Here is a 26,199-nt window from a genome sequence, read left to right on the forward strand (position 1 = left end):
GTGTGACACAGACTCGCTGTGTCACACCCCCGCGGCTCTTGCCTTGACGCTGACTGCCGTCGGGCGCAACGCCGGGGCGTTACGCGGACTTGCGGCTGTCGCGCGGATGCACCGCGATGTTCATGGCGCCGGATCGCAGTACCGCGAGCCTTTCGGCCAGGACCTCTTCGAGCTCCTCGCGGGTGCGCCTTTCCATGAGCATGTCCCAGTGCGTACGCGCGGGCTTGCCCTTCTTCTCCTCGGGCCCGTCGCCGTCGACCAGGAGTGCCGTGGCGCCGCACGCCTTGCACTCCCACTCCGGCGGAATCTCGGCCTCTACCGAGAACGGCATCTCAAATCGATGTCCGTTCGGGCATGCGTACTCCACCGCCTGGCGCGGGGCCAGATCGATGCCGCGGTCGGTCTCGTAGCTTGTAACCACGAGTCGCGTGCCGCGGAGAGCTCGCTCACTCATGAATCGTGCCTCCCGGGCTTGTCGCCCACAGGACAGGTGTCGCTGTCGTCGTCATCCGGTCAACGTCCGGTCGGCGGTAAAGATTCCCGTTGCGGGTCATGCGTCGCCCGTCGTGCCGCTGCTTTTCCCAAAGTTGGGTACCCACCAGTGCCCGGTTTGTCACTTATGGCAGCAGATGTCACCCAGCGTTGTCGATTTCCGAGCGCGCAGTAACGGTCCGCCTGGCAGGCCAAAGGCGTACACTACCGGCCTTTGACTTCAAGGTCTAAATTCGCTCCGGCACGGGGTTTCCCGCCGCCTCCACGGCCCGTCGTACGGGTACCCGTACGAGCAGGCCGAAACCCAGGACGAAGAAGGCCACGAGCGAGATGATCGCGTCCCGGTAGCTGCCGGTCAGCTGGTACGCCAGCCCGAAGACCAGCGGGCCGAGCCAGCTCATTCCCCGGTCGCTCATCTCGTACACCGAGAAGTACTCCGCCTCCTTGCCGCGCGGCACCAGATGGGAGAAGAGGGAGCGCGAAAGGGCCTGGCTGCCGCCGAGGACCAGTCCGATCGCCGCGGCCAGCGCGTAGAACCACACGGGCTCCCCGGCCGGCAGGAACCATCCCGCGCCGATCGTCAGCGTCCAGGCGGCGAGCGAGGCGAGGATCGTGCGTTTGGCGCCGAACCGCTGGGCCAGCCGGCCCATGCCCAGCGCCCCCGCGACCGCGAGCACCTGGACCAGCAGGATGGCCGTGATGAGGGTCGTCTGGTCGAGGCCCAGCTCCTCCGACCCGTAGACCGACGCCTGCGAGATCACCGTCTGGACCCCGTCGTTGTAGACCAGATAGGCCAGCAGGAAGGAGAGCGTCAGGGGGTGGCGGCGCATGTCCTTCACGGTGGCGACCAGCTGACGCCACCCCGCGCCGACCCGTCCCGGCGGGTGGCCGCCGCCCGAGTCCGCCGCCGCCACCTTCCGGTCGCGCAGCCTGCGCAGCGGTACGAGCGTGAAGGCGCCCCACCACAGGCCCGCCGACGCCAGGCAGATCCGCACGGCCTCGGACTCCGAGAGCCCGAAGCCCTCGTGCCCGGAGTAGAGGACCAGGTCCAGGACGAGGACGAAGGCCCCTGACGTGTAGCCGAAGGCCCAGCCGCGCGAGGACACCCGGTCGCGTTCGGCGGGCTCCGCGATCTGCGGGAGGTACGCGTTGTAGAGCACCATCGAGACCGACTGCGCGGCGTTCGCGACGATCAGCAGGAACGCGCCGAGCAGGTAGCGGTCCCCGTCCAGGAAGAACATGCCCGCCGTCGCGCCCGCCCCGACGTACGCGGCGGCCGCCAGCAGGGGCTTCTTGCGGCCCGTACGGTCGGCGACCGCGCCCACCAGCGGCATGACGAGGACGGCCACCACGACGGACACGGACACGGCGTACGCGAACACCGAGCCCGCACGCACCGGGACGCCCAGCGGGTGGACGAAGCCCTCGGCGTCCGCCGCGGCCTTCGCGACCGACGTGAGGTACGGGCCGAGGAAGACGGTCAGCACGCTCGTCGAGTAGACGGAGCAGGCGAAGTCGTAGAAGTACCAGCCGCGCTGCTCGCGCCTGCGGCCGGCCGGTCCCTCCGGACCGCCCGCCCCCTCCGTACCGTCCGTACGGTCCACGGTTCCAGCGCTCACCGGGCGCCCCCTCGCTCGTCCCCGTGCCGTCGCGGGCGCGGGGCGGATGTCCGGGCTCAGGCCCAGGCGCCCCGCTCGGTCAGGACCGTGCGCAACGTCTCGATGTGATCCGTCATGATGCCATCCACGCCGAGATCCAGGAGCGCTGCCATCCGCCCCGGATCGTTGACCGTCCACACGTGCACCTGGAGGCCCAGCGCGTGGGCGGTGCGCAGGAAGCGGTGGTCGACGACCCTGACGCCGTTCTGCGTCTCGGGCACCTGGGCGCACACCGCGCCGCGGCGCAGCGCGGCGGGCAGCGAGCGGGCGCGCAGCCACAGGCCCAGGACGCCCGTCGTGCCGAACGAGGTGGCGAGACGGGGGCCCGCGAGGCGCTGCGCCCTGGCGACGCGGTTCTCGTTGAACGAGCCCACGCACACGCGGTCCCACGCGCCGGTCCTGCGGATGAGCTCGATCAGCGGCGTGAGCGCGGGCTCCGCCTTGATGTCGACGTTCCAGCGGGCGTCGGGGAACTCTTCGAGGAGTTCCTCGAAGAGGGGCAGCGGTTCCCTGCCCGCGACCCGGACCCGGCGGACGTCGTTCCAGGGAAGCGCCGCTATGCGGCCCCTCCCGTCCGTCACCCGGTCCAGGGTCGCGTCGTGGAACGCCACGAGGCGGCCGTCCGCCGTGGCGTGCACATCGGTCTCGAAGTAGCGGTACCCGGCCCCGGCGGCGCGCCGGAACGCGGCCGCGGTGTTCTCCAGTCCGTCGGCCGCCCCGCCCCGGTGGGCGAAGGCGAGCGGCGCCGGATGGTCCAGATAGGGATGGCGTACGCGGTTCACCGGGGGATTATCGCCCCCCGCGGTGTACGGCCGGCCACCACCTCGCTGCCGCTCCCGGGCGCGGGGACGGCGAACAGGCGCAGGAAGAGCTGGGCGAGCGGCCCGATGGCCAGCGCGTAGGCGACGGTGCCGACGCCGAGCGAGCCGCCGAGGGCGAAGCCGGTGGCGACGACGAGCACCTCGATCGCCGTGCGGACGAGCCGGATGGAGCGCCCGGTGACCCGGTGCAGTCCGGTCATCAGACCGTCGCGCGGGCCGGGGCCGAAGCGCGCGGCGATGTACAGGCCGGTCGCGGCGCCGTTGAGCACGATCCCGGCGGCCATCAGCGCGATCTGCGCCGCCAGTCCCCGGACGTCGGGCACGAGGGCGAGCGTGCCGTCCATCGCGACGCCGATCACCACGACGTTGGAGACGGTGCCGAGCCCCGGCCGCTGGCGCATGGGGATCCAGAGGAGCAGCACGGCCGCCCCGACGACGATCGACACCACGCCGATCGTCAGCCCGGTCCGCTCGGCGAGGCCCTGGTGCAGCACTCCCCAGGGTTCGAGGCCGAGGCCCGCGCGGACCAGCAGCGCCGAACTCGCCCCGTACAGCGCGAGACCGACGTACAGCTGGGTGAGCCGACGGGTGAGTTCCCTGGACAAGTGGTGCTCCCTGGGTCGAGGTGCTGGCGTGAGTGGACCGCCGCATGACACTCTGTGGCTTGGCAGGAGATGCCATCCATGGCCAATTCGACTTAGGTGGACTGGGATTTATGGCGCAGTGGACTTCGGCGGTCGGTGCGGCGCAGCTCGCTCGTCAGCTCAACGCCCAGCAGACCCGCCCGTCCGGCCCCGGCACGCGCAAGCCGCCGGCCTACCGAGCCCTGGCCGACGGCATAAGGCTGCTGGTGCTCGAAGGGCGGGTGCCGGTCGCGGCGAGGCTGCCCGCCGAGCGTGAACTCGCGGTGGCCCTGGCCGTCAGCCGTACCACCGTGGCGGCGGCGTACGAGGCCCTGCGCGCCGAGGGCTTCCTGGAGTCGCGCCGGGGAGCGGGCAGCTGGACCGCCGTGCCCGCGGGCAACCCGCTGCCCGCCCGCGGCCTGGAACCGCTGCCTCCGGAGTCCCTCGGTTCCGTGATCGACCTCGGGTGCGCCTCCCTGCCGGCGCCCGAGCCGTGGCTCACCCGCGCCGTGCAGGGCGCCCTGGAGGAGCTGCCGCCGTACGCCCACACCCACGGCGACTACCCGGCGGGCCTGCCCGCGCTGCGCCAGATGCTCGCCGACCGGTACACCGCGCGGGGCATCCCGACCATGCCCGAGCAGATCATGGTCACCACCGGCGCCATGGGCGCGATCGACGCCATCTGCCACCTGTTCGCGGGACGCGGCGAGCGCATCGCCGTCGAGTCGCCGTCGTACGCGAACATCCTCCAGCTCATGCGCGAGGCCGGCGCCAGGCTGGTGCCCGTCGCGATGGCCGAGGGGCTCACGGGCTGGGACCTGCCGCGGTGGCGGCAGGTCCTGCGCGACGCCGCCCCCCGGCTCGCGTACGTCGTCGCGGACTTCCACAACCCGACCGGCGCGCTGGCCGACGAGAACCAGCGGCGCGGGCTCGTCGACGCGGCGCGCTCGGCCGGCACGGTGCTCGTCGTGGACGAGACGATGACCGAGCTGTTCCTCGACCCTGGCATCGACATGCCCCGCCCGGTCTGCGCCTTCGACCCGTCCGGCAGCACGGTCCTGACCGTCGGATCGGCGAGCAAGGCGTTCTGGGCCGGCATGCGCATCGGCTGGGTGCGGGCCGCGCCCGACGTGATCCGCAGCCTGGTGGCCGCGCGGGCGTACGCCGACCTGGGCACGCCCGTGCTCGAACAGCTCGCCGTCACGTGGCTGATGAGCACCGGCGGCTGGGAGGAGGCGGTGGAGATCCGCCGTACGCAGGCGCGGGACAACCGCGACGCGCTCGTCGCGGCGGTCCGCAGGGAGCTGCCGGACTGGGAGTTCGACGTACCGGGCGGCGGCCTGACGCTGTGGGTCCGTACCGGAGGGCTGTCGGGGTCCCGGCTCGCGGAGATGGGCGAGCGCGTCGGCGTACGGGTCCCTTCCGGGCCGCGCTTCGGGGTCGACGGGGCCTTCGAGGGGTACGTCCGGCTGCCGTTCACGGTCGGCGGCCCGGTGGCGGACGAGGCGGCGGTGCGGCTGGCCGCGGCCGCCCGCCTGGTGGAGAGCGGGGCGAGCAACGGCTCGGAGGCCCCGCGCACCTTCGTCGCCTGACGGGCGCTCCGGGGGTCAGTTCTCGACGGGCACCGGCTCCGGCTCCTGCGCCGGGGGCTGGATACGGGCGCCCTGGGGCTCCGGCTCCGGGGGCAGGACGCGTTCGGGCAGCAGCTCGACGACGGCCTGCCGGTGTGCCTCGCTCGTCGCGTCGTCGTACGGGTCGGGCGTCGCCGGGACCTGGAGGCGCACGACGGGGCCCGTGCCGAGGCGTGCGTAGCCGCGTCCGGGCGGCGCGTCGCGCGGGGGAGTGGTGTGCGGCGGCTCTCCCAGGACCGCTTCCACCTGCCCGGGAACGGCCGCACCGAGCACCACGCGCGCGCGCGTGTGGGAGCGCACGGTCTCGGTCAGCGCGTCCACGGCGTCGAACTGCTCGGCCACCACCACCGTCACGTTCGCCGCCCTGCCGTGCCGCAGAGGCACCTGGAGCAGCTGCTGGGGGTCGGTGCGTCCTTCGGCGGCCGCCAGGTGGGCGAAGACGCCGGGGCGGTCCAGCAGGATCCACAGCGGGCGCCGGGTGTCCTCCGGCGCGGGGTGGCCGGCCTGCCGGGCGCGGTTCGCGGCGATCAGCCGCCGCTCGGTCTCGTGCGCGGCCCATTCCAGGCTGGCGAGCGCTCCCGGGAGGCTGCATTCGACGGCGAGCACGCCGGCCCGTCCGGCGAGGCACGCGTACTCGCCGGTCCCGCTGCCCTCGACGATCACCACGTCGCCGTGCTGGAGGGCCTGGAGGGCGATGGAGCGCAGCAGGCTGCTGGTGCCGCTGCCGGGCTGTCCGACGGCGAGCAGGTGCGGCTCCGTCGAGCGCGTCCCCGTCCGCCAGATGACGGGCGGGGCGTCGTACGTCCTGTCGCCCTCGGTGACCGGCACGGTCCGCTGGACCGCGTCGGCGTCGGTGAAGCCGAGGACGGTCTCGCCGGGGGCCGTGACGAAGTGCTGCGCGGCGATCGTGGTGGCCAGCGGCGGGAGCACGGTCATGAGGAGCTGGTTGCCCTCCTCGTCCCAGCCGAAGCGGTACTCCCGGCCGCGCCCCGACTTGGCGTGCAGCAACTGCTCGACCCGCGCCCGGGACGCGGGCTCGCCGTCGGTGAAGTACGCCGGGTAGCGCACCAGGAGCCGGACGAGCCGGCCGTCGTCGAAGTCGTACTCGGGAAACGCCTTGTCCCAGTCGCCGCCGTGGGCGAACAGCGGGCTGGGGTCCTCGGCCACCGAGAAGTACGGCACCAGGGCCTCGTACAGGGCCCTCAGCCGGTCCGTCTCGGCCTCCCCCGGGCCGGACGGGGCGGCGGAGCGGTCGCGTCCCTTCCAGGCGGCCGCGGCCATCACCGTGATCAGGGCGAGCAGCGGCCCGTACGGGATGAGCGCGACCACCAGGACGACGGCCGCCACCAGGAACAGCGCGGACCCACGCCTCTCCTTGGGCGTGTCCGTCCACTTGCGCCGCCCGGCGGCGGCCAGCTGCCGCAGACCACGCGAGAGCGTGATCACCGGATGGAGAACGTCGGTGGCACTGTCGGCTGCGGTGCGCGCGATCTCGCGGCTGCGGGTGATCGAGGCACTGCCGCTGCTCAGAATGCGGGGGAGTGGAAGCCGGGCCACGTCGGTCTCCTGGTGGTGTTGGAACGGTGGTGGCAGGTCAGAACTTGATCCCGCCCAGAAGGCCGGCGAGGCTCGCGCCTCCGGCCTTGATGCTCGGCGCGATGGCCGTTCCCGCGAGGTAGAAGCCGAACAGCGCGCAGACGAGCGCGTGCGACGCCTTGAGGCCGTCCTTCCGGAAGAAGAGGAAGACGATGATGCCGAGAAGCACGACGCCTGAGATGGACAGGATCATGAGGTTCTCCTGGTTGAGGGGACAGTCACCATGAGTTCTTCCAGGCTCACAGCTTGTATCTCCCTGCCAAAAGGTGCAAATGGGTTACTTTTCAGCTTTTTCACTGAAGTGGCCCATGAGTGTCGGTGCGACGTCCGGTTCGCCCTGATCTTTGCCTCCGCCGACCCGCGTCATGTCGGTGGACGGGCAGTACCCTGTCGATTCACTCGTACGGCGCTGATGCCGTACGCACAGGTCACAGCAGTGAACGGCAGTGGAAGGCGGTCCCTCCGATGGGCGAAACCCCGGATCCCGAAGTGGTCGAGCTGGCCGGCAAGGTCTTCGACCTGGCACGTCAGGGAGACGCCGAGGCGCTCGCCGCGTACGTCGACGCCGGCGTGCCCGCGAACCTCACCAACGACCGGGGCGACACCCTCGTGATGCTCGCCGCCTACCACGGCCACGCCGCCGCGGTGGAGGCCCTCTTGAGCCGCGGAGCCGACCCCGACCGGGCGAACGGCCGGGGCCAGACGCCGCTCGCGGGCGCGGTCTTCAAGGGCGAGGAGGCGGTGGTGCGCGCGCTGGTCGCCGGCGGCGCCGACCCGGCCGCCGGAACCCCGTCCGCCGTGGACACCGCTCGCATGTTCGACAAGAAGGACCTGCTGGAGCTCTTCGGGGCCCGTTGACCGCTCCGGGGACGGGTCGCCGTAAATGTGGTCGCGTCGGTGAAATGGCTGGGTCATCATGACGTCGGATTCACATGCACGCGGTGCGGGCAGAAGTTGCCGGATCACGGGGAATGTGAGCGGGCCCACTCCGGGCCCACCGACGAGAGGCAGAGGAAGATGGTCTACAGCGAGCGAAAGACGACGGCGGACTCCGGCCGGACATGTTGTCGCGCGGCCTAGACAGGCACGTATCCCGGTTGCGTCGACAGCTTGATGTGAGGCTTTTTCCATGTTCGATCCAGTCATAGCGCCGAGCGGCACCTTGCTCGGCCTCCTGCAGAGGGGCCGCGGCGACGGCACGCTGCACGCGCTCGCCGCGCCGCGCTCCGAAGCGCTCGCGGCCCTGAACCACTGCGTCCTCGACGACCCCCGCAACGACTGGCAGGTCGAGAGCCGCTCCCTCTACTACGCGCGCCTCTACCTGGATCTCGACGGCGGGCTCGAAGCCATCGAGCGGCACCTCTTCGACCCGGAGGACCTCGTCGACGACGACGAGGGCAGGACCGGCCTCCCGCTCGCCGTGCTCGGCCACCTCGCCTCGTACGGCAGGGACGACGCCCTCGTGCTGCTGCGGCGGTACGCCAGGACCGGCTCCAACTGGACCTGGGCACTCGACGAACTCGCCCTGCGCGACGACGACGCCGGACTGCGCGGCCTCGCCGCGTCCGTCCTCGGACGGTTCCCCGCCACCCCCGAGGGTGAGGCCGGGCTGGCCGCCGCCGTACGGGACGCCTTCGAGCCCCGGCCGTGGCGGCTGTGGTCCGAGGACCCGCGCGAAAGCGTCGGGGCCCGGGTCCGGGCCGCCCGCGAACAGGGCTCGTTCCACCGCTGGCAGCGCCAGCTGCGCCCGACGGGCCCGCGCCCCGAGTGGAGCGTGCAGGCCGTCTTCGACTGGGCCCAGCAGGGCCTCGACCGCGGTATGCCGCTCCACGTGCCGGCCGCCCGCTGCCTGGGCGCGGTCGCCGGTCCCGGGGACCGGTCCGCCGTGATCGAGGCGGCGCGCGGCGGCCAGGACGGCGCCCGCTGCACCGCGCTGCACTACCTCGCCGAATCACGGGACCCCGTCGTGCTCGACCTCATCGAGGCGGCGGCGCACAGTCCCTCCCGCACCGTCGCGGACGCGGCCGTGGCCGCCTTCGAGCGGATGTGCGGCGACGACGCCGTGGACCGGGCGCGCGGCTGGGTGCACCGCCCGGACGCCCTCGGCGCGTCCGCCGCCGGGGTGCTCGCCTGCCGGGGCGGGGCCGAGGACGCCCCGCTCGTGCTCGGCGCGCTGCGGGAGACCGTACGGGCGGACGGGCCCGACGCACCGCTGCTGTGGAACCTCGTGGACGGCGCGGGGCGGCTCGGCCTGCGCGCGGCGGCTCCCGTACTGCGCCACGTCTACCGGGAGACCGCCTCCTCGCACCTGCGCGGCCGCGCGGCGCGCGCCCTGGCCGCCACGGACCCGCTGTTCGCCACCGGCTTCGCCGTCGAGTGCCTGTGGGACTGCGAGGAGACCACCAGGGAACTGGCCGCGCTGCACGCCGAGACGGGCGACGCGCGCGTGGCGGAGCGGCTGCGGCGGCTCGCCGCCGATCCGGCCGAGGAGGCCGAGGTGCAGACCGCCGTACGCAGCAGGATCGCGCCGGACGCGCCCGCTCACTGAGCGGGCGGCGGGGCGCGCGGGGGGGGGGGGGGCGGCGGCGGCGCCCCCCCGCCGAGCGGGCCGAGGGGGCGGCGGTCCCCCCCGCCGTCCGCCCCCGTCCCCCGCGGGCCGCCCCCCCACCCGCCGGGGGCCCGGGGCCGCGGGACGAGCGGGCGACGGGCGCGGCGGCAAACGCTCACAGGGCGTTCCCCGCCCGGACAGATCCAAGTCGGCCGGGACTCTCGTGGCGCGACGACAACACGGATATGCGTGTCGTCATCGTCACCGAATCCTTCCCGCCCGATGTCAACGGCGTCGCCCACTGCGCCCTGCAGACCGCCCGGCACCTCGCCGCCCGCGGTCACGAACCGCTCGTCATAGCCCCCGCTGCCGGGGCGGCCCACAGCGCGTCGGGACCCGGGACGGCGACGGCCGCCGGGTCCTGGCCGGGCTCCGGATCCGTGCCGGGGTACGCGCCCGACAGCGGGCTGCCGTATCCCGTGGTGCGCGTACCCTCGCTGCCCCTGCCCGGCTATCCGCAGGTGCGGGTGGCGCTGCCCAGCCGACGCGTCGCCGCCGCGCTCACCGCCCACCGCGCCGACATCGTCCACCTCGCCGGGCCCTTCGTGCTCGGCGTGCGCGGCATGGCGGCCGCCGCACGCCTGGGCATCCCGGCCGTCGCCGTCTACCAGACCGACCTCGCCGGATACGCCCGTACGTACGTGGGCGCCGGGGAGGGGACCGCGTGGCGTCGCCTGCGGGCCGTGCACAGCGCGGCCGACCGTACCCTCGCGCCCTCGACGGCCGCCCTGCGCGACCTGGAGGACCACGGAGTGCCCCGGGTCCGGCTGTGGGCACGCGGGGTCGACACCGAGCGCTTCCGGCCCTCTCTGCGCGACGAGGCGCTGCGGCGCGCTCTCGCGCCGGGCGGGGAACTGCTCGTCGGATACGTCGGGCGCCTCGCTCCCGAGAAGCAGGTGGAACTCCTCGCGGGCGTGTGCGGGCTGCCGGGCGTACGGGTGGTGGTCGTCGGGGACGGGCCGAGCGAGCCCTCGCTGCGGGCCGCGCTGCCGGGCGCCGTCTTCCTGGGGCGCAGGACGGGTGACGAACTCGCCCGGATCTTCGCCTCCCTGGACGTCTTCGCGCACACCGGACCGTACGAGACCTTCTGCCAGACCGTTCAGGAGGCCATGGCCAGCGGCGTTCCCGTGATCGCCCCGGCGGCGGGCGGCCCGCTCGACCTCGTCCGCCACGGGAACACCGGGCTGCTCGTCGAACCGCGCGACCCGGCGGCCGTGCGCGCGGCCGTCTCCGCGCTCGCCGCCGACGCCGCACTGCGCGCGGCCTGCGGAACGGCCGGGCGGGCGGCCGTCCTGTCCAGAACCTGGGCCGCCGTCGGCGACCAGCTGCTCGGCCACTACGCGGACGTACTGCGTGACCGTACGGCGGTGGCGGCATGAGCGGGGCCGGGAACGGCGGGGCGCTGCGGATCGTCCGGCTGGCCAACTTCGTCACCGCCTCGTCCGGCGGGCTGCGCACCGCCCTGCGGGAACTGGGCCGCGGCTATCTGGCCGCCGGGCACGAGCCGGTGCTCGTCGTACCGGGCGAACGTGAACGCGACGAACGCACCGCACAGGGACGGGTGATCACGCTGCCGGGCGTGGAGCTGCCGGGCACCGGGGGTTACCGGGTCATCGCGGGCCGCCGCAGACTGCGCGCGCTCCTGGAGACGCTCGCACCGGACCGGCTGGAGGTGTCGGACCGTACGTCGCTGCGCTGGACGGGGGAGTGGGCGCGGCGCAACAGGGTGCCCTCGGTGATGGTGTCGCACGAGACGGCGGACGGGGTGCTGCGCACCTGGGGGCTGCCGGAGGGCGTCGCCGGGCGCACCGCGGACCGGCTGAACGCGCGCAGTGCGTGGGCGTACTCCCGGATCGTCTGCACCACGGAATGGGCGGAGCGCGAGTTCGTGCGCATAGGCGCGCGCAACGTGACGCGTGCTCCTCTGGGCGTCGACCTGCGCGCGTGCCGTCCCGAGCGCCGTAGTGCCGCGCTGCGCGCCCGGCACGCACACGGGAACGACGTCCTGCTCCTGCTGTGCTCGCGTCTGTCGGTGGAGAAGCACCCGGGAACGGCCCTCGACGCTCTCGCGGCGCTTCGCGGGAACGGCGTACGGGCGACCCTGGTGGTCGCCGGGGACGGGCCCCTGCGGGAACGGCTGACGCGCAGGGCGCGTGCGCAGCGACTGCCGGTCACGTTCCTGGGACACGTCGGGGAGCGCGGCGAACTGGCGGACGTTCAGGCCGCCGCGGACGTGTGCCTCGCGCCCGGACCCGCCGAGACGTTCGGGCTGTCGGCCCTGGAGGCACTGGCCTGCGGCACCCCGGTCGTCGCCAGTGCCTCCAGCGCGCTGCCGGAGGTCGTCGCGGACGCGGGACTAGCGGCCGCCGACTCCGGCCCGGCCTTCGCCGACGCCGTACGGCAACTGCTCGCCCGCCCCGAGGACATGCGCCGTGCGGCGGCCAGGGCCCGCGCGGAGCTCTTCGGGTGGCCCGCTGCGGTGGACGCGTTCCTGGCCGCCCACGACGCCCGCACGCCGTCGCGCTCCCCGGAGGCGACGGGATGAGCGTCGACGCCGGTACCGGGGCACTGTCCGGCGGAGCCGGCGGCGCGGTGGACGACACCGCCGGACGCCCCGGAGGGTGTGCCCCGGGCCTTGCACGGGCCTTCGACGGTCCAGTCGTGCCGCGTGCGGTTCCACGTCCGGCGTTCCCGCGCGTCCAGCCGGTCCGTTCGGTTCCCGACGACCGCACACGGGGATCGCACGACCGTCGGGCTGCCCGGGCACTGTCTTCCGCGGGCCCCCGCAGGGCGGTGCGGTTCGTGGCGCTGGGGGACTCGCTCACCGAGGGCGTGGGGGATCCGGTGGGCGGGGGGTGGCGTGGCTGGGCGGCGCTGCTCGCCGGCGGGCTGGCGGGGCGCGGCGAGGCGGCCGAGTTCCGGAACCTCGCCGTGAGCGGGGCACTCAGCCGCGATGTCGTCGAGCGCCAGGCGCCCCGAGCCCTGGACTGCGCCCCGGACATCGCGTCGGTCGTCGTCGGCGTCAACGACACCCTCCGCCGAGGGTTCGACATCCACGCGTTCGCGGCCGACTTCGACCGCGTCTGCGCCGCCCTGACCGAGAGCGGCGCCGTACTGCTGACGGCGTGCCTGCCCGATCCCGGGACCATGCTCGGCCTGCCCGCGCCGCTCGCCCGTCCGCTGGCCCGCAGACAGCGCGCCGTCAACGCGGTGACACACGCGCTGTCCGCGCGGTACGACGCCCTGCACCTGCACTTGGCCCAGGGCGCGTGGGTGGCCGACCGGAGCCTGTGGAGCGCGGACCGGCTGCACCCGGGCGAGCGCGGCCACCGGCTGATCGCGGCCCGCTTCCACGCCCTGCTCGCCGCCGAGGGGCTTGCTGAGGGGCAAGCGCCGGGACCCGAACCCGAGCAGCCACCGCCCACCCGCGCTGCCGCCCTGCGGTGGCTGCTGACCGCCGGCACCGGCTGGCTGGCCCGCCGCTCCACCGATCTGCTGCCGCAGCTCCTGGCCCTCGCGGCGACGGAAGTACGCCACGGCGCGCGCGGCACCGGTGCGCGGCTCGACCTGCGCGCCTCCCAGGCGCTCTCGGCCGCGCTGGCCGCCCTTCCGGAGCTGCGCGCTGCCGGAAGGGGGGAATGAGCGGGCGCCGGGCGTGGCGGCATGTCCGCGATGTGGCCGGCCCACTGTCCGAGGGGGCGGCCTTCACAACTCGGCGCCGCTACGGAGACGTCGCCGTCGGCGGAGTGCGGTTGGCCTTGAGGTTCACGTACGGCGAGCCGTCCCGGCCGACCGGAGCTGTGCGCTGGCGGTACCCGGCTGCCACCGGGGCTCACTTCCGGCGGCCGATCCCGGCCGGCCGGGACCGCGCACACGGTGGTGCACGAGCGGGTCGTCGAGGCCCCGAGCGGTTCGACGCAGGGAACGGCCGTACGGCCGCTGCGCTTCCCTTCCCCCACCGCGCGACTGCCCGCCGCGCGGAACGACCGCGTACGGGTACGTCGTACGGCGCCGTTCGAGAGCGAGCGGCCTGAGGGCGGGCCCGACACCCGTGCGGTGCCTGAGCGCTGAAACGCGTGCGGGTACGTCGTGAGCGCCCGGTGCGGGCCGAACCTCCCGTGCGGTCCCTGAGCGCCGCCCGGGAGGGGCAGCGGGCCGGCGGGCGGTCGATGGCCGTCTGGGGCCTCACGCGCCCCTCAGCGCCCGCCCCCAGCGACGAAACGCAGGGGCGTGCCCGGTGCGGCCTGTGCCGCCGCCGAGAGGTCCCGCTCCCTGACGACCGCGATCACCGGGTAGCCCCCGGTCGTCGGGTGGTCGGCCAGGAAGACCACCGGCCGCCCGTCCGGAGGCACTTGCACCGCGCCGAGGACCATGCCCTCGCTCGGCAACTCCCCCTCCACGGCGCGCTCCAGAGCGGGTCCCTCCGTGCGCAGCCCGATGCGGTTGCTCGCGGAGGACACCCGGTAGACCGCCGTGGCCAGGGTGCGCAGCGCCCGGTGCGTGAACCAGTCGGCGCGCGGCCCCGGGCCGGTGCGCAGCACCAGTTCCTCGGGGGGCGCCTGCCAGGGCACCGCGTCGGCGTGCCCGGGAGGGCCGGGCTCGTCCCCCAGCGGCAGTACGGCGCCGTCCGCCAGCGGTGGCGGACCCAGCCCCGACAGCAGGTCGGTGGAACGGCTGCCCAGCACGGGTTCGACCGCGACGCCACCTGCGAACGCCAGATAGCTCCGCACGCCGCGGACGGCCTGCCCCAGCTCCAGTACGGCTCCGCCCGGCACCCGCACCGCGGCCCCCCAGGCGGCGGGGCGGCCGTCCACGGTGACCCGGCAGGGCGCACCGGTGACGGCCACGGTGACGCCGCAGCGCGGCCGTACCGCACAGCCGTTCACCGTGGTCTCCAGGAGGGCCGCGCCCGGCGGATTGCCCACCAGGCGGTTCGCGAGCGCGCTCGCGGGCCGGTCGAGCGCACCGGAGAGCGGGACGCCCAGATGCGCGTGGCCGGGCCGCCCCCGGTCCTGTACGGAGGTCAGCGCGCCCGCCCGCACCACCGCGAAAGCCCGGTCCGTCACGTCTCCTCCGGTACGAAGTCCGGTACGGCGTCCGGTACGAAGCGCACCCGCGCGCCCGGCGCGAGCAGCGCGGCCGGCACGCGCGCGTGGTCCCACAGCACGGCCCGCGTCGATCCGACGAGCTGCCAGCCACCGGGGGAGGCGCGCGGGTAGACACCGGTGTACGGGCCGGCCAGGGCCACCGCACCGGCCGGCACCGCCGTGCGCGGCGTGGCCCTGCGCGGTACGGCGTACCGCTCCGCCAGACCGGTCAGATAGGCGAAGCCGGGCGCGAAACCGCAGAACGCCACGCGGAACTCCGTCGCCGCGTGGATGCGCCCCACCTCGGCCGGCGCTACGCCCCACAGCTCGGCGACCGCCGCGAGGTCGGGGCCGTCGTACCGCACGGGGATCTCGATCGCGTCCCCGGCCCCGCGCGTCAGCGGCGGTACGTCCCAGCCGGCCACCCGTTGCGCGAGGCCCGCGGGATCGTCCACGCCGTCGAGCAGGACGGTGCGCGCGGCGGGGACGATCTCGCCTACGGGGGGAAGCGTTCCCGCCGCACGGCGCCGCAACAGCTCCGCGTGCAGGGCCTGCGCCTCCTCGCCGCTGCCCAGTTCGATCAGCAGGGCGCGGTCGCCTGCCGGCAGCGTCCTCATCGCGCTCATGCGAACGCCTCCACACGCACGCCCGCTGCCTCCAGGCGTTCCCGTACGCGGCGGGCCAGACCGACGGCTCCCGGGGTGTCGCCGTGCAGGCACAGTGAACGGGCCCGCACGGCCACCGGCCGTCCGGACCGCGAGGTCACCCCGCCGGAGCGGGCCATCGAAAGGGAGCGCTCCACGACCTGCTCGGGGTCCGTGACGACGGCCCCCTCCTGCCCACGCGGAACGAGCGTCCCTTCGTCCGTGTACGCACGGTCCGCGAACGCCTCCGGCACCACCGGCAGACCCGCTTTCGCGGCGATGTCGAGGAATCGCGACCCGGGCAGCCCGAGAACCGGCCGGCCGCCGCCCGCGAGCAGCACGCCCTCGACGACGGCGGCGGCCTGCTCCTCGTCGCGCACCACCCGGTTGTAGAGGGCGCCGTGCGGTTTGACGTAGGAGACCCGGGAGCCGGCCGCCCGCGCGAACACCTCCAGCGCGCCGATCTGATAGGCGACCTCGGCGCTGAGTTCGTCCGCCGGCACGTCCATCGAGCGGCGCCCGAAACCGGCCAGGTCGCGGTACGACACCTGCGCGCCGACGCGTACCCCGCGCTCGGCGGCGAGCTCGCAGACGCGGCGCATGGTCGCCGCGTCACCGGCGTGGAAGCCGCAGGCGACGTTGGCGCTGGTGACGACGGACAGGAGCCCCTCGTCGTCGGTGAGCCGCCAGCGCCCGAAACCCTCACCGAGGTCGGCGTTGAGATCCATCGAAGCCGAGTTCATGTGCGGATCCGTCTCCTGCCCAGGTGGCCGCGGTGCGCCGCGTCCACATTCTCACCGTAGTCCGGCCCGCTCCGGACGGCGACGCCCGGACGTTCCCGCACGGGCGGTGCCTTCCGCTCGCGGGCACGGCCCGCGTGCGTGCCCGCGTTCCTCCTCGTCGGGGCGCAGCGCGCGACACCGCCGGAGTTCCTCCGCACGCGGGAACGGCGTGCCCCACAGGCCGGCGCCCTGACGTTCACAGGAGCTCCTTTCCGCGCGTCTCGGGAAGGCCGAACAGCGCCAGTACGGCGATCCCGTAACCGACCGCTCCGAAGATCAGCGCGCCGCCCACGCCCCAGCTGCCGGCCAGGAAGCCGACCAGCGTGGGGAAGAACGCTCCCACGGCGCGTCCCGTGTTGTACGTGAACCCCTGCCCGGTCCCGCGAACGGCCGTCGGATAGAGCTCACTCAGGAACGAGCCGAAGCCGCTGAAGATGGCCGACATGCAGAACCCGAGAGGGAAGCCCAGGACGAGCACCACGTCGTTCGCCCCGGAGGGGATGTTGGTGTACGCGGCGATGCAGGCGGCGGAGAGGAACGCGAACAGCGCGATGTTCTTCTTGCGGCCCAGCCTGTCCGTGAGGTAGCCGCCCGTGAGGTAGCCGATGAAGGCGCCCGAGATGAGGAACGTCAGGTAGCCGCCGGTGCCGACGACCGTCAGGCCCCGCTCCGTCTTGAGGTAGGTGGGCACCCAGGTGGCGAGCGTGTAGTAGCCGCCCTGCACACCGGTGGAGAGCAGGACGCCGAAGAGCGTGGTGCGCAGCAGGTCCTTCCTGAAGATCGCCGTGAACGATCCCTTGTGGCTGCTCGCGAGACGCCGTCGCGTCGCCTGTGGGGCGTCGCTGACGTGACGGCGTACGTAGATCACCAACAGCGCCGGAAGAGCGCCCGTCCAGAACATCACGCGCCACGCGGTGTCCGGATCGAGGTACTGGAAGACCAGGGTGCAGACGACGACGGCCAGCGCCCAGCCGACCGCCCACGAGCTCTGGATCACTCCGAGCGTACGGCCGCGGTGCCTGGCGGAGGAGTACTCGGCGACCAGGATCGCGCCGACCGCCCACTCGCCGCCGAAACCGAGCCCCTGGAGCGCGCGGAAGACCAGCAGCGTCTCGTAGTTGGGCGCGAAGCCGCACAGGACGGTGAACACGGCGTACGTGATCACCGTGATCATCAGGGCCTTGACGCGGCCGATGCGGTCGGCGGCGATGCCGGTGACGGCGCCGCCCACCGCCGAGACCACCAGGGTGACGGTGGTGAGCAGTCCCGTCTGGCCCGTACTGAGGCCGAAGTACACGGAGATCGCGACCATGCTCAGCGGCAGTGTGAAGAAGTCGTACGAGTCGAGGGCGTATCCGCCGAACGCCCCGCCGAAGGCCCGGCGGCCGCGTGGGCCGAGGGCGCGCAGCCACGCGAACGCTCCGTTGTCGTCGGGCAGTTCGTGCTGCTGCGGCTGTTCCTTGGTGGTACTCATCTGCACCTCGCGAAGGGGGAGGAGTGCGCCGGTGACCGTGCGGTGCAGCCAAGGTAGGGGATTGTTGAACGATCCGACAAGAGCCTCGTGGGCTCGTTCCTGCTTCTACGATGGGAACCGCGCGCCCGCCGGAAGCGGCCGGTGCGGAGAGCCGAGGGAGACACACGCTGTGAGGACGACGGAGTCCGAGGCCGGCGGGCTGGCCGACGACCGCGCGCTGCTGGGCCGCACCAGCACGGCGGAGCGCGTCGCGGACATCCTCCGCACCCGGATCGCGGAGGGCTACTTCCCGCCGGGGGAGCGCCTCTCGGAGGACGCCATCGGCAAGGCCCTCGGCGTCTCGCGCAACACGCTCCGCGAGGCGTTCCGCCTGCTGACCCACGAGCGGCTGCTCGTCCACCGGCTCAACCGGGGCGTGTTCGTCCGGGTTCTCGCCGTCGAGGACGTCGCGGACATCTACCGCGTCCGGCGTCTGATCGAGTGCTCCGTCGTGCGCGGCCTCGGCGCACCGCCGTTCGCCCTCGACGGTCTCGACAAGGCCGTCGGCGACGGCGAGCGGGCGGCCGGCCGGCAGGAGTGGCCCGACGTGTCGACCGCCAACATCCACTTCCACCGCGAACTCGTCGCCCTCGCCGCCAGCCCCCGCACCGACGAGCTGATGCGCGGCGTCCTGGCGGAACTGCGGCTCGCCTTCCACGTGGTGGCCGACCCCCGGCGGCTGCACGAGCCGTATCTCGTACGAAACCGGCAGATTCTGGAGTCCCTGCGCGCGGGGGACCCCACGGCCGCCGAACGGCTGCTCGCCGACTATCTCGACGACTCCCGCACCCAGCTCGTCGAGGTGTACGCCCGCCGCATCGAGACGGGCGCCTGGGGGAGTTGAGGGACCGGGACCTCGCTGCCGGGGCCCCGCTCGACGGGTCGCTTCTGCGCCGTTTCGACCGTTGTCGGTGCGAGGACCTAATCTGTGCCACGTGACTTCGCCTGCATCGACGGAATTCGTTCCGCCCCAGCTCAGCGCGGGGCCGCGGCCCGCGCAGGGCCCGGCCGCCGACGAGGGGCTCGCGCGGCGCCTGCGCGCGCTCGCCTGCACGGCGCCGCTGCACGATCTCGACGTACGCAAGGCGAATCTCGCGGGTGAGTACTCGGTGTACGCGATGGCCGAGGTGGCCCTCGCCGCGATCGACCTCGTCACCCTCAACATGGACTTCGACACGGGCGCCGACCACGAGCAGATAGTGGCCAGGCTGCTCCCGCGCGTCGCCGCCCAGGCGCCGCACCGCCCGCTCGCCGAGCACGAGCGCGTCGCCCGCTGGGTCCTGGAGAACCTGATCAACGTCGGAAGCGTCGACCGCGGCTTCCGCGCCGTCTACGGCACCTTCGGCCCGGACGGCGCCTACGTGCGCCGGGACTACGACTTCAAGCTCATCGAGGAGGTCCCGGGCTACGGCGGCGGCGTGTACCTGCGGACCACCGACGAGGCGGTCAACGTCCTCGTCGGCGCCCTCGACACGGACGTCACCAGCGCGCAGATCGCCGCCGAGGTCAAACTGGAGGTCCTGATCAGCCGGGGTCGGCTCGCCGACGCCCAGCTCGCCGCCGAGCAGGCCCGCTACCGGACCGTGCAGTACGCCGAGACGCTGCGCAGGACGCTGGAGGCGACCCGGCGCAACGTCCGCGCCGTCGACTGGCTCAACGCCGTGCCGGACATGATCGCCGAGGCGCTCGACCACGTCGCCGACCGCTACCGGCACGAGAACGCCATCCTCACCAACATCCGCAGGGCGAGGGACGAGGCGGAGGAGCCGGAGCACAAGCGCCGCGCGGCGGAACTCGTCGACATCGTCAAGGACTGCATCCGCCGGCACACGCAGCTCCAGTCGCGGCTGCTGGACGCCGGACCGCTGTTCCGCGCCGAGCAGGACCGCCAGGCGTTCGCCGCGCCGGCCGCGCGCGCCGGCCTCGACCTGTACGGCCAGCTCGTCGCGCCGCTGCTGCCGCTGCCCCTGGAGCAGGCGATCCGAGTCACCGACGCCTTCTTCGCCCACGGCACCGGGCTGCGCACGCCCGTGTCCGTACGCGTCGGGGACCTGGTCGACATACTGCTGACCCCGCCGGTGGAGCGGGAGCACCTGGGCGCCGAGATGCCCGAGCCGGACCTGATCGCCACCCCGGACGACAGCCGTTTCAGCGAGGAACAGCTGGCCACCGCGATGGAACTGCTCGACCTGCCGCACGACGCCCCGCGCAGGCTGTCCGGACTGCTGGCCGAGGCCAGGCGCCACGACCCCGACCTCCCGTACCTCGTCGCGCTCCTCGCGGTCCACGCGGCGAGCCCACCGGTCGGCACGGCCTACCGGCAGGGCGAGCAGCGGCTGCTGTTCGCCGTGGACGACGGCACGGAGCTCGACGACCCGGAGTTCGGCGGCGCCGACCTGATAGTGGGCACGGCGCTGCTCGACGCGGCCGGCATGACGGCGGACCGCACGGAGGCGGCATGACGCCCGCCGGAACCCCGCACGGCCACGCGACGCGCCACCCGCGCCCGCCCGGCGGCCAGGACGCCGGCAGCCGTCCCGGCGTCGCCCCGGGCCCCCGCCGCACCGTCCCGCCCGTACCCCGAACCGAGAACTTCCGCACCGAGGAGCACCCGTCGTGAGCGACCACCGCGCAGAGCACGCCGACGCGTGGAGCGAGCGATCGGCCGCTGAAGCGACCGACGCGACCGACGCGCGCCCCGCAGGCCCCGCCTCGGCGGGCGGGCCCGGCGAGCCGCCCGCGACCTCCCCCGGCGCCACCGGCCACGGCGGCGTGACGCCCGCCGACGCGGCCGACGCCGCCCGTCTCGTGTCCTTCGGACTCCAGCCCAAGCTGGTGCCCGCCCGCGACGTGGAGTACGCGGACCTCCTGCGCCGCTACCGCGAGGAGCCCGCCTTCGCCCGCCTGGCCGACGCCGTCGCGACCGGCCTCGGCCTCGTCGTCCTCGAAGTGTCCCCGCGCGCCGGAATGGCCGTTTCCGCTGCGGAGGACTCGGTCTTCGCCGTACGCATGGGCGACTACGCCCGGCGGGCCTCGGCCGACTCCGCCGACCGCTTCCTGCACGGTCTCGCCCACCTCGCCGTCGCCGCGCTGGCCTTCCCGCGCCCCGAGGACCTCGCCGACGACGGGTACATCGGCCGCATCACGGTCAACGGCGTCGACGCCTTCGTGCGCCAGGCATGCCGCCGCCTGGAGGAGCGCGCCGACGAGCAGGGCGAGAACACCGACCCGGCCACCGAGGCCCCCGGCCTCGAAGCCGCCTGGCGGATCTACGCCCGCCGCAGCGCGACCGGCGCCACCAAGGACGCGCGGCGGCTCGCCGGGTCCACCACCGGCATCGTCGGCAAGGCCGTCGCCTTCCTCACCGACTCCGGCTTCCTGCAACGCACGGGCGACGACGCCGGAGGGGCGTACCGCACCACCGCCCGCTACCAGCTCCAGGTCCGTGACATGGCGGGCAGCGCCGCCATGGCCGAGCTGCTCGAACTGGGCGTGGTGCCCGTGACCGACGGCAGCGCGACGCTGGTGCCGCCGTCGGACGCCGACGACCTCGAACTCACCGCCGAGGCCGGCCTCCCCTTCCACGCCTGACCCGGCCGACCGGCCCCCAGCACACCCGCCGCTTCACGACTTACGACGAGAGTCCGCCGCCATGTACGAGTTGTCCCGGGTCCGCCTCTACTCCATCGGGCCCGCCGGTGCGCGCTACGCCGACACCGTGCTTGACCTGCGCGGAGTCGGCGAGCCCGTGCCCAACCCCGCCCCCGCGCAGGCGGAGTTCTTCCAGGAGGAGCCGGTCGGCCCGCCGCGCAGGCCCGCGCCCGCCGGCGTGCTCTTCCTGGAGAACGGCGGCGGCAAGTCCGTCCTGCTCAAGCTGATCTTCTCGGTGATGCTGCCCGGCCACCGCAACACGCTCGGCGGCGCGAGCTCCGGCGTACTGCGCAAGTTCCTGCTCGCCGACGACTGCGGCCACGTCGCACTGGAATGGCAGCACACCCTCACCGGCGAGTGCGTCGTCGTCGGCAAGGTGAGCGAGTGGCGCGGACGCCAGGTCTCCAACGACCCGCGGAAGTTCGCCGAGGCCTGGTACTCCTTCCGGCCCGGCCCCGGGCTCAGCCTCGACTCGCTGCCGGTCGCCGAGTCCACCGCGGTCCGCTCGTACGGCGAAGGCGTCTCGGGCGCCCAGGGCAGGCGCCGGACCATGAAGGGCTTCCGCGACGCCGTCACCGACGCCGGCAAGGCGTACCCGCACCTCGACGTCCACTGGGAGGAGATCCACGACCGCTGGAACGAACACCTCGGCGACCTGGGCCTCGACCCAGAACTCTTCCGCTACCAGCGGGAGATGAACGCCGACGAGGGCGAGGCCGCCGGACTGTTCGCGGTCAAGAAGGACTCCGACTTCACCGACCTCCTGCTGCGTGCCGTGACCGACACCAGGGACACCGACGGCCTCGCGGACCTCGTCCACGGCTTCGGCAACAAGCTCGGCCGCCGCGCCGAGCTCACCGCCGAGCGCGACTTCACCGCGGGCTCCGTCGACCTGCTCGGCCGCATCGTCGACGCCGCCGAAACGCGCGTGCGCGCCCGCGACGTGCACGCGGGCGCCGAACGCAGGACCCGTACGCTCGCCCGCAGGCTCTCCGCCCGCGCCGGTGAGGAGCGCGGCCGTACCGCCGAACTCGCCCAGCAGGTCACCGCCGCCGCCCACACCGTCACCGAGGCCGAGCAGGCGCGGAGCCGAAGCTCCCTCATCGCCAGCGAACTCGCCTACCGGCACGCCTCCCTGGCCCTCGCCGCCGCCGAGAAGTCGGCCGCCGCACAGCGCCGCGAGCTCGCCGACGCCCGCACGCTGCACGCCGCCTGGCAGGCCGCCGAGGCCGTTCTGCGCCATCGCGCGGCGGCCGACCGCGCGGCCAGGGTGGCCGTCGCCATCCGCGAGGCCGAGCGGGACGCCGCACCGGCGCTGGCGGCCCGCGCCACCGCCGCGGGGGAGCTCGTACGGGCCCTGCACGCGGCGGCCGAGGACGGGGAGCGCGTCGCCGCCGAGGAGGAGGAGCGCTCGGCCGCCCTCCAGGAGGCGGGCGAGGCGGCGCACCGCGACGCCACCACCGCGGCGACCCAGGCACAGCGCGCGCGCAGTGAGGCGGGGCACCTGCGCCAGCGCCTCGCCGAGGTCGAACAGGAGACCGCCGAGGCGGTCCGCGCCGGCTGGCTCGACGACACGGCGCCGGACGCCGACCCGGCCCGTGCCGCGCTCGCGGCGGTGGACGCGGAGAAAACCGCGGTCGCCACGTGGGACGCGGCGCGCGAGGCGGCGCAGGCGACGGCCGACCGCGCTAAGGAGGCCGCCGGCGCGGAGGCACGCGCCGAACTCGCGGCGGCCCGTGCGGCGGACGCCGCGCAGGGAGCGCAGCACGCGTACGACGCCGAGCGCCGTGCGGCCGAGTCGCTGGCGTCGGAGGACCGGCTGGCCGAACTCCTCAGCCTGCCCTCCCCGGCCCCCGCAGCTTCGGTTCCGACCGCGGCTGCCTCCGTGCCGCAGCCGCGCCGCGGGGCGGCCGCACCGGACGCCGCGCCCGGCGCGCGAGCCGTCGGCGCGGACGCCCGTCCCCCGCGCCAGGGCGCGCACGCGGCCGCCGGGGACCCGAACGACCGGACGGCGGACGAGGCCGGCGCGGGCAGCCCCCGAGCCGACCTGCCCGACCAGCACGACGGGTCCGACCGCTCGGGCGCCGGTACGGACACGCGCTCCGGCGCCGACCACCCCGACCACCCCGACGACCGCGCGGGCACCGCCACCCGTACGGACGCCTTCGGCCGCCCGGCCGCAGCGCACCACGCCCGCACTCCCCGGCGCACCGCCGAAGGCCCGCTCACCGTGGAGGAGTTGGACCGCAACGCCGAGGACCTCCTCGTCCTCCTCGACCAGAGCATCGCCTCCGCGGAGCGCCAGCTCTTCGAGCTCCGCACCGCCGCCGCCGACGACGCCCGTATCCTCGGCGCGCTCGGCGACGGCGGCCTGCTGCCCCCGGGCCCCGACGTCCTCGCCACCGTCGAGTTCCTCGGCGAGCACGGCATCCCCGCCCTCCCGGGCTGGCGCTACCTCGCGCAGGCCGTCGATCCGGCCGACCACGCCGCCGTGCTCGCCGCCAGGCCGGAGCTGGTCGACGGCGTCGTCATCACCGACCCCGACGCGCACGTCAGGGCCCGCGAGGCCCTCGCCGGAGCGGCGCTGCTGCCCCGCTCCGCCGTCGCCGTGGGCACCGCCGCCGCGCTGCTGGCGCCCGTACCCTCGCCGGGCGACGCCCCGTCCGACCGCGCCGACGTGTTCCTCGTACCGCCGAACCCGGCGATGCACGACGAGCACGCGGCCGACGAGGAGCGTCAGGCGCTGCGCGCGCGGGCGGCCGCCCGCGACGAGGAGATCCGCAGGCTCGCTGCCCGGCTGGCGGGCGACCGGACGCTCGCGGCCCGGCTCGGTTCCTGGCGCGCCGACTGCCCGCCCGGCATGCTCGCCGAACTGGCGGAGGCGGCCCGGACGGCGGGCGAGGCGGCCGAGGCCGCACAGGCCGTGCTCGCCGAGGCCCGTACGGTCCGTGCCGAGGCCGACGACGCCGCGGCCGACGCCGCCCGGGTCAGGGACGAGCGCCAGGACGCCGCCCAGCGCGCCCGCCGTGTCGCGGACGCCCTCGCGGGCCTCGCCCACCGCCTGCGCGAACGCGCCGGCTGGCTGGTCAAGGTGCGTGAACTGACCGAGGAGGCCGCGGAGTCGGAGGCAAGGGCCACGGTGTGCCTGGAGCGCGCCAAGGCGGCCGACGAGGACCGCCGCGCCGCCCAGCGTGCCGCCGACGACGCGCACAGGACGGCGCGCACCCTGCGCGCCGAGCGGGCCGAGATCGCGGGCGTCCCCGAAACGCTGCCGGAGCCGGAGCAGGACGCACCCCGCGTCGCGCTGCCCGCCCTGCGCGAGGCGTACCGCGCCGCCTCGCAGCTCTACGAGAAGGTCGGAGTCGGCGCCGACCTGCGCGCCGAGCAGGCCAGGGCGGAGAGCGACGAGAGCGCCGCCCTCGCCGAACTCAACCGGCTCAGCAACAAGGTGCGCACCAGGGCCGCCCTCATGCTGGAAGGCACGGACGGCGCCGACGGCCCGTCCCGGCAGGCCGCGGTCGCCCGCGCCGAATCCCTCGTACAGATGCTGGAGTCGAGGGCGTCGGCCGCGAGCGAGCACCTCGGCCGGCTGCGGGGCGAGGCCGAGCGCCTGGCCCCGGGGGACGGCGCCGCGCACACCGAGCTGCCCGACGACCTCGTGCCCGCCGACGCGGAGCACGCCCAGACCCTGCTGCGCACCGCCACCGCCGAACTCGCCTCCCGTACCGACGCCCTGGACACCGCCCGCACCGCCCACGCCGAGCTCCTGCGGGCACACCGCGCGGCCGAGGACGCGGCGGGCGGCTTCGACGAGACGGCGGCGCTCCTGCGGGACCTGCTCAGGGACCACCACCAGGACGACGAGGCGACCGAGGACTGCGAGCCGTATCCCGGGAGCCTGGAAGAGGCCCGCCAGTCGGCCGCCGAGTCCCGCCGCCTGCTGCGCGGGTGCTCGGCCGACCTCTCCGCGGCCGAGGCCGCGGTGCGCGAGGCGAGCGACGTACTCGTACGGCACGCCAACTCGACGCGGTACGAGCAGGTACGCACCCCCGCGCGCCAGCAGATCCGCGAGCTGCCGGCCGCCTCGCTGCCCGAGCACGCGGCGGCGTGGGCGGCGGCGTTCGAGCCCCGGCTGCGCGTGCTGACCGACGAGCTGGCGCAGCTGGAACGCAACCGCGACAGCATCGTGGACCGGCTCAGGGGCCTCGTCGAGTCCGCACTGGCGACGCTCCGCTCCGCGCAGCGGCTCTCCCAGCTGCCGGAAGGACTGGGGGAGTGGTCCGGGCAGGAGTTCCTGCGCATCCGCTTCGAGGAGCCCGACCAGACGACGCTCGTCGAGCGGCTCGGCGAGGTCATCGACGAGGCGACGAGCGCCGCCGTGAAGAAGAACTCCGACCTGCGCAGGGACGGGATGTCCCTGCTGCTGCGGGGCGTCCAGGCCGCGCTCCAGCCGAAGGGGATCTCGGTCGAGATCCTCAAGCCGGACGCCGTACTGCGGGCGGAGCGGGTGCCGGTCGGGCAGATGGGCGACGTCTTCTCGGGCGGGCAGCTGCTGACGGCGGCGATCGCGCTGTACTGCACCATGGCCGCGCTGCGCAGCAACGACCGGGGCCGCGACAAGCACCGGCACGCGGGCACGCTCTTCCTCGACAACCCCATCGGCCGCGCCAACGCCACGTACCTGCTGGAGCTTCAGCGGGCTGTGTCGGACGCCCTCGGCGTGCAGTTGCTCTACACGACCGGACTGTTCGACACGACCGCGCTGGCCGAGTTCCCGCTGGTGATCCGACTGCGCAACGACGCGGACCTGCGGGCCGGGCTGAAGTACATCAGCGTGGAGGAGCACCTGCGGCCGGGGCTGCCGCAGCAGGACCCGGACGGCGAGACGGTGCACGGCGAGATCACGGCGACACGCATGTACAAGCGCTCGCCGGCGCCGGCGCCGGCGGAGTAACGGCGAACCGGCCGGCCGAGCTCCTACGGCTTCCGGCATGCCGACGAAGCGCCGACCCGCTGCCGGCCGGTGGGCCGCACCGGCCGGCCACGTACGCCGGCCGGCCCGGCCCCCCGGCGGCCACACGGCCGGCGGGCTG

General features: G+C 74.5%; 21 protein-coding genes. 11 read left to right on the top strand and 10 right to left on the bottom strand.

Annotation, left to right across the window (positions count from 1 at the left end):
* Positions 1–79 precede the first annotated feature (79 nt).
* The 4 genes from ACWGH0_RS27695 to yczE form a co-directional block, all read right to left on the bottom strand.
* Positions 80–454: an RNA polymerase-binding protein RbpA gene (locus ACWGH0_RS27695; RefSeq protein WP_014044757.1), complete on the bottom strand. Its 375-nt coding sequence runs from the start codon at positions 452–454 to the stop codon at positions 80–82.
* A 265-nt stretch (positions 455–719) separates the two neighbouring features.
* Positions 720–2,111: an MFS transporter gene (locus tag ACWGH0_RS27700; protein WP_453406968.1), complete on the bottom strand. Its 1,392-nt coding sequence runs from the start codon at positions 2,109–2,111 to the stop codon at positions 720–722.
* A 56-nt stretch (positions 2,112–2,167) separates the two neighbouring features.
* Positions 2,168–2,932 carry a glycerophosphodiester phosphodiesterase family protein gene (locus ACWGH0_RS27705; RefSeq protein ID WP_453406969.1) on the bottom strand — a complete coding sequence of 255 codons (765 nt, stop codon included), beginning with the start codon at positions 2,930–2,932 and terminating at the stop codon, positions 2,168–2,170.
* On the bottom strand, positions 2,929–3,576 hold the full coding sequence (yczE, locus tag ACWGH0_RS27710) for a membrane protein YczE (protein WP_453406970.1): 648 nt from the start codon (positions 3,574–3,576) through the stop codon (positions 2,929–2,931). Before yczE ends, ACWGH0_RS27705 begins: the two co-directional genes overlap by 4 nt.
* Before the next feature lie 110 nt (positions 3,577–3,686).
* On the opposite strand from yczE, the gene ACWGH0_RS27715 reads away from it, so the two are divergent.
* A complete protein-coding gene (locus tag ACWGH0_RS27715; RefSeq protein ID WP_453406971.1) occupies positions 3,687–5,186 on the top strand; it encodes an SCO1417 family MocR-like transcription factor in 1,500 nt (499 codons plus the stop codon).
* A 15-nt stretch (positions 5,187–5,201) separates the two neighbouring features.
* On the opposite strand, the gene ACWGH0_RS27720 is transcribed toward ACWGH0_RS27715, so the two are convergent.
* Both ACWGH0_RS27720 and ACWGH0_RS27725 read right to left on the bottom strand, forming a co-directional pair.
* Positions 5,202–6,782 carry a hypothetical protein gene (locus ACWGH0_RS27720; RefSeq protein WP_453406972.1) on the bottom strand — a complete coding sequence of 527 codons (1,581 nt, stop codon included), beginning with the start codon at positions 6,780–6,782 and terminating at the stop codon, positions 5,202–5,204.
* A 37-nt stretch (positions 6,783–6,819) separates the two neighbouring features.
* Positions 6,820–7,014 carry a hypothetical protein gene (locus ACWGH0_RS27725; RefSeq protein ID WP_028814016.1) on the bottom strand — a complete coding sequence of 65 codons (195 nt, stop codon included), beginning with the start codon at positions 7,012–7,014 and terminating at the stop codon, positions 6,820–6,822.
* Between the two features lie 272 nt (positions 7,015–7,286).
* Here ACWGH0_RS27725 and ACWGH0_RS27730 point away from each other — a divergent pair, with 272 nt between their 5' ends.
* The 5 genes from ACWGH0_RS27730 to ACWGH0_RS27750 all read left to right on the top strand — a co-directional run bounded on the left by ACWGH0_RS27730 (position 7,287) and on the right by ACWGH0_RS27750 (position 13,071).
* Positions 7,287–7,679: an ankyrin repeat domain-containing protein gene (locus tag ACWGH0_RS27730; protein ID WP_453406973.1), complete on the top strand. Its 393-nt coding sequence runs from the start codon at positions 7,287–7,289 to the stop codon at positions 7,677–7,679.
* A 271-nt stretch (positions 7,680–7,950) separates the two neighbouring features.
* Complete coding sequence (locus ACWGH0_RS27735; RefSeq protein ID WP_453406974.1) at positions 7,951–9,369, top strand: HEAT repeat domain-containing protein; 1,419 nt, start codon at positions 7,951–7,953, stop codon at positions 9,367–9,369.
* Positions 9,370–9,614: 245 nt separating this feature from the next.
* Positions 9,615–10,808, top strand: coding sequence for a glycosyltransferase family 4 protein (locus ACWGH0_RS27740; protein ID WP_453406975.1), 1,194 nt, complete (start codon positions 9,615–9,617; stop codon positions 10,806–10,808).
* Entirely contained in the window at positions 10,805–11,974 is a 1,170-nt protein-coding gene (locus ACWGH0_RS27745; RefSeq protein WP_453406976.1) for a glycosyltransferase, read from the top strand. Before ACWGH0_RS27740 ends, ACWGH0_RS27745 begins: the two co-directional genes overlap by 4 nt.
* A 257-nt stretch (positions 11,975–12,231) precedes the next feature.
* A complete protein-coding gene (locus ACWGH0_RS27750) occupies positions 12,232–13,071 on the top strand; it encodes an SGNH/GDSL hydrolase family protein (protein WP_453406977.1) in 840 nt (279 codons plus the stop codon).
* Between the two features lie 554 nt (positions 13,072–13,625).
* Here the strand turns inward: ACWGH0_RS27750 and ACWGH0_RS27755 are convergent.
* The 4 genes from ACWGH0_RS27755 to ACWGH0_RS27770 all read right to left on the bottom strand — a co-directional run bounded on the left by ACWGH0_RS27755 (position 13,626) and on the right by ACWGH0_RS27770 (position 17,416).
* Complete coding sequence (locus ACWGH0_RS27755; protein ID WP_453406978.1) at positions 13,626–14,495, bottom strand: 5-oxoprolinase subunit C family protein; 870 nt, start codon at positions 14,493–14,495, stop codon at positions 13,626–13,628.
* Positions 14,492–15,133, bottom strand: coding sequence for a 5-oxoprolinase subunit B family protein (locus ACWGH0_RS27760; protein WP_453407001.1), 642 nt, complete (start codon positions 15,131–15,133; stop codon positions 14,492–14,494). The genes ACWGH0_RS27755 and ACWGH0_RS27760 overlap by 4 nt, the downstream gene beginning before the upstream one ends.
* A gap of 5 nt (positions 15,134–15,138) precedes the next feature.
* Positions 15,139–15,903 carry a LamB/YcsF family protein gene (locus tag ACWGH0_RS27765; protein WP_453406979.1) on the bottom strand — a complete coding sequence of 255 codons (765 nt, stop codon included), beginning with the start codon at positions 15,901–15,903 and terminating at the stop codon, positions 15,139–15,141.
* A gap of 235 nt (positions 15,904–16,138) precedes the next feature.
* Complete coding sequence (locus ACWGH0_RS27770; RefSeq protein ID WP_453406980.1) at positions 16,139–17,416, bottom strand: MFS transporter; 1,278 nt, start codon at positions 17,414–17,416, stop codon at positions 16,139–16,141.
* A 169-nt stretch (positions 17,417–17,585) separates the two neighbouring features.
* On the opposite strand from ACWGH0_RS27770, the gene ACWGH0_RS27775 reads away from it, so the two are divergent.
* The 5 genes from ACWGH0_RS27775 to ACWGH0_RS27795 all read left to right on the top strand — a co-directional run bounded on the left by ACWGH0_RS27775 (position 17,586) and on the right by ACWGH0_RS27795 (position 26,060).
* The gene (locus tag ACWGH0_RS27775; protein ID WP_453406981.1) at positions 17,586–18,299 is read left to right on the top strand and encodes a GntR family transcriptional regulator; all 714 of its coding nucleotides are present in this window, start codon (positions 17,586–17,588) and stop codon (positions 18,297–18,299) included.
* Between the two features lie 91 nt (positions 18,300–18,390).
* Positions 18,391–19,917, top strand: a complete 1,527-nt coding sequence (locus tag ACWGH0_RS27780) for a hypothetical protein (RefSeq protein WP_453406982.1) — start codon at positions 18,391–18,393, stop codon at positions 19,915–19,917.
* Positions 19,914–20,075 carry a hypothetical protein gene (locus ACWGH0_RS27785; RefSeq protein WP_453406983.1) on the top strand — a complete coding sequence of 54 codons (162 nt, stop codon included), beginning with the start codon at positions 19,914–19,916 and terminating at the stop codon, positions 20,073–20,075. The genes ACWGH0_RS27780 and ACWGH0_RS27785 overlap by 4 nt, the downstream gene beginning before the upstream one ends.
* The gene (locus tag ACWGH0_RS27790; protein ID WP_453406984.1) at positions 20,072–21,046 is read left to right on the top strand and encodes a hypothetical protein; all 975 of its coding nucleotides are present in this window, start codon (positions 20,072–20,074) and stop codon (positions 21,044–21,046) included. Before ACWGH0_RS27785 ends, ACWGH0_RS27790 begins: the two co-directional genes overlap by 4 nt.
* Before the next feature lie 61 nt (positions 21,047–21,107).
* Positions 21,108–26,060 carry a hypothetical protein gene (locus ACWGH0_RS27795; RefSeq protein ID WP_453406985.1) on the top strand — a complete coding sequence of 1,651 codons (4,953 nt, stop codon included), beginning with the start codon at positions 21,108–21,110 and terminating at the stop codon, positions 26,058–26,060.
* Positions 26,061–26,199 lie beyond the last annotated feature (139 nt).

Source organism: Streptomyces sp. NPDC054887, from assembly GCF_053610585.1.

Bases quoted from the DNA above. Each gene is read 5' to 3' on its own strand.
- ACWGH0_RS27770 (WP_453406980.1), bottom strand. From the start codon at position 17,416: ATGAGTACCACCAAGGAACAGCCGCAGCAGCACGAACTGCCCGACGAC.
- ACWGH0_RS27785 (WP_453406983.1), top strand. From the start codon at position 19,914: ATGACGCCCGCCGGAACCCCGCACGGCCACGCGACGCGCCACCCGCGC.
- ACWGH0_RS27760 (WP_453407001.1), bottom strand. From the start codon at position 15,133: ATGAGGACGCTGCCGGCAGGCGACCGCGCCCTGCTGATCGAACTGGGC.
- ACWGH0_RS27765 (WP_453406979.1), bottom strand. From the start codon at position 15,903: ATGAACTCGGCTTCGATGGATCTCAACGCCGACCTCGGTGAGGGTTTC.
- ACWGH0_RS27745 (WP_453406976.1), top strand. From the start codon at position 10,805: ATGAGCGGGGCCGGGAACGGCGGGGCGCTGCGGATCGTCCGGCTGGCC.
- ACWGH0_RS27735 (WP_453406974.1), top strand. From the start codon at position 7,951: ATGTTCGATCCAGTCATAGCGCCGAGCGGCACCTTGCTCGGCCTCCTG.
- ACWGH0_RS27725 (WP_028814016.1), bottom strand. From the start codon at position 7,014: ATGATCCTGTCCATCTCAGGCGTCGTGCTTCTCGGCATCATCGTCTTC.
- ACWGH0_RS27695 (WP_014044757.1), bottom strand. From the start codon at position 454: ATGAGTGAGCGAGCTCTCCGCGGCACGCGACTCGTGGTTACAAGCTAC.
- ACWGH0_RS27795 (WP_453406985.1), top strand. From the start codon at position 21,108: ATGTACGAGTTGTCCCGGGTCCGCCTCTACTCCATCGGGCCCGCCGGT.
- ACWGH0_RS27730 (WP_453406973.1), top strand. From the start codon at position 7,287: ATGGGCGAAACCCCGGATCCCGAAGTGGTCGAGCTGGCCGGCAAGGTC.
- ACWGH0_RS27715 (WP_453406971.1), top strand. From the start codon at position 3,687: ATGGCGCAGTGGACTTCGGCGGTCGGTGCGGCGCAGCTCGCTCGTCAG.
- ACWGH0_RS27740 (WP_453406975.1), top strand. From the start codon at position 9,615: ATGCGTGTCGTCATCGTCACCGAATCCTTCCCGCCCGATGTCAACGGC.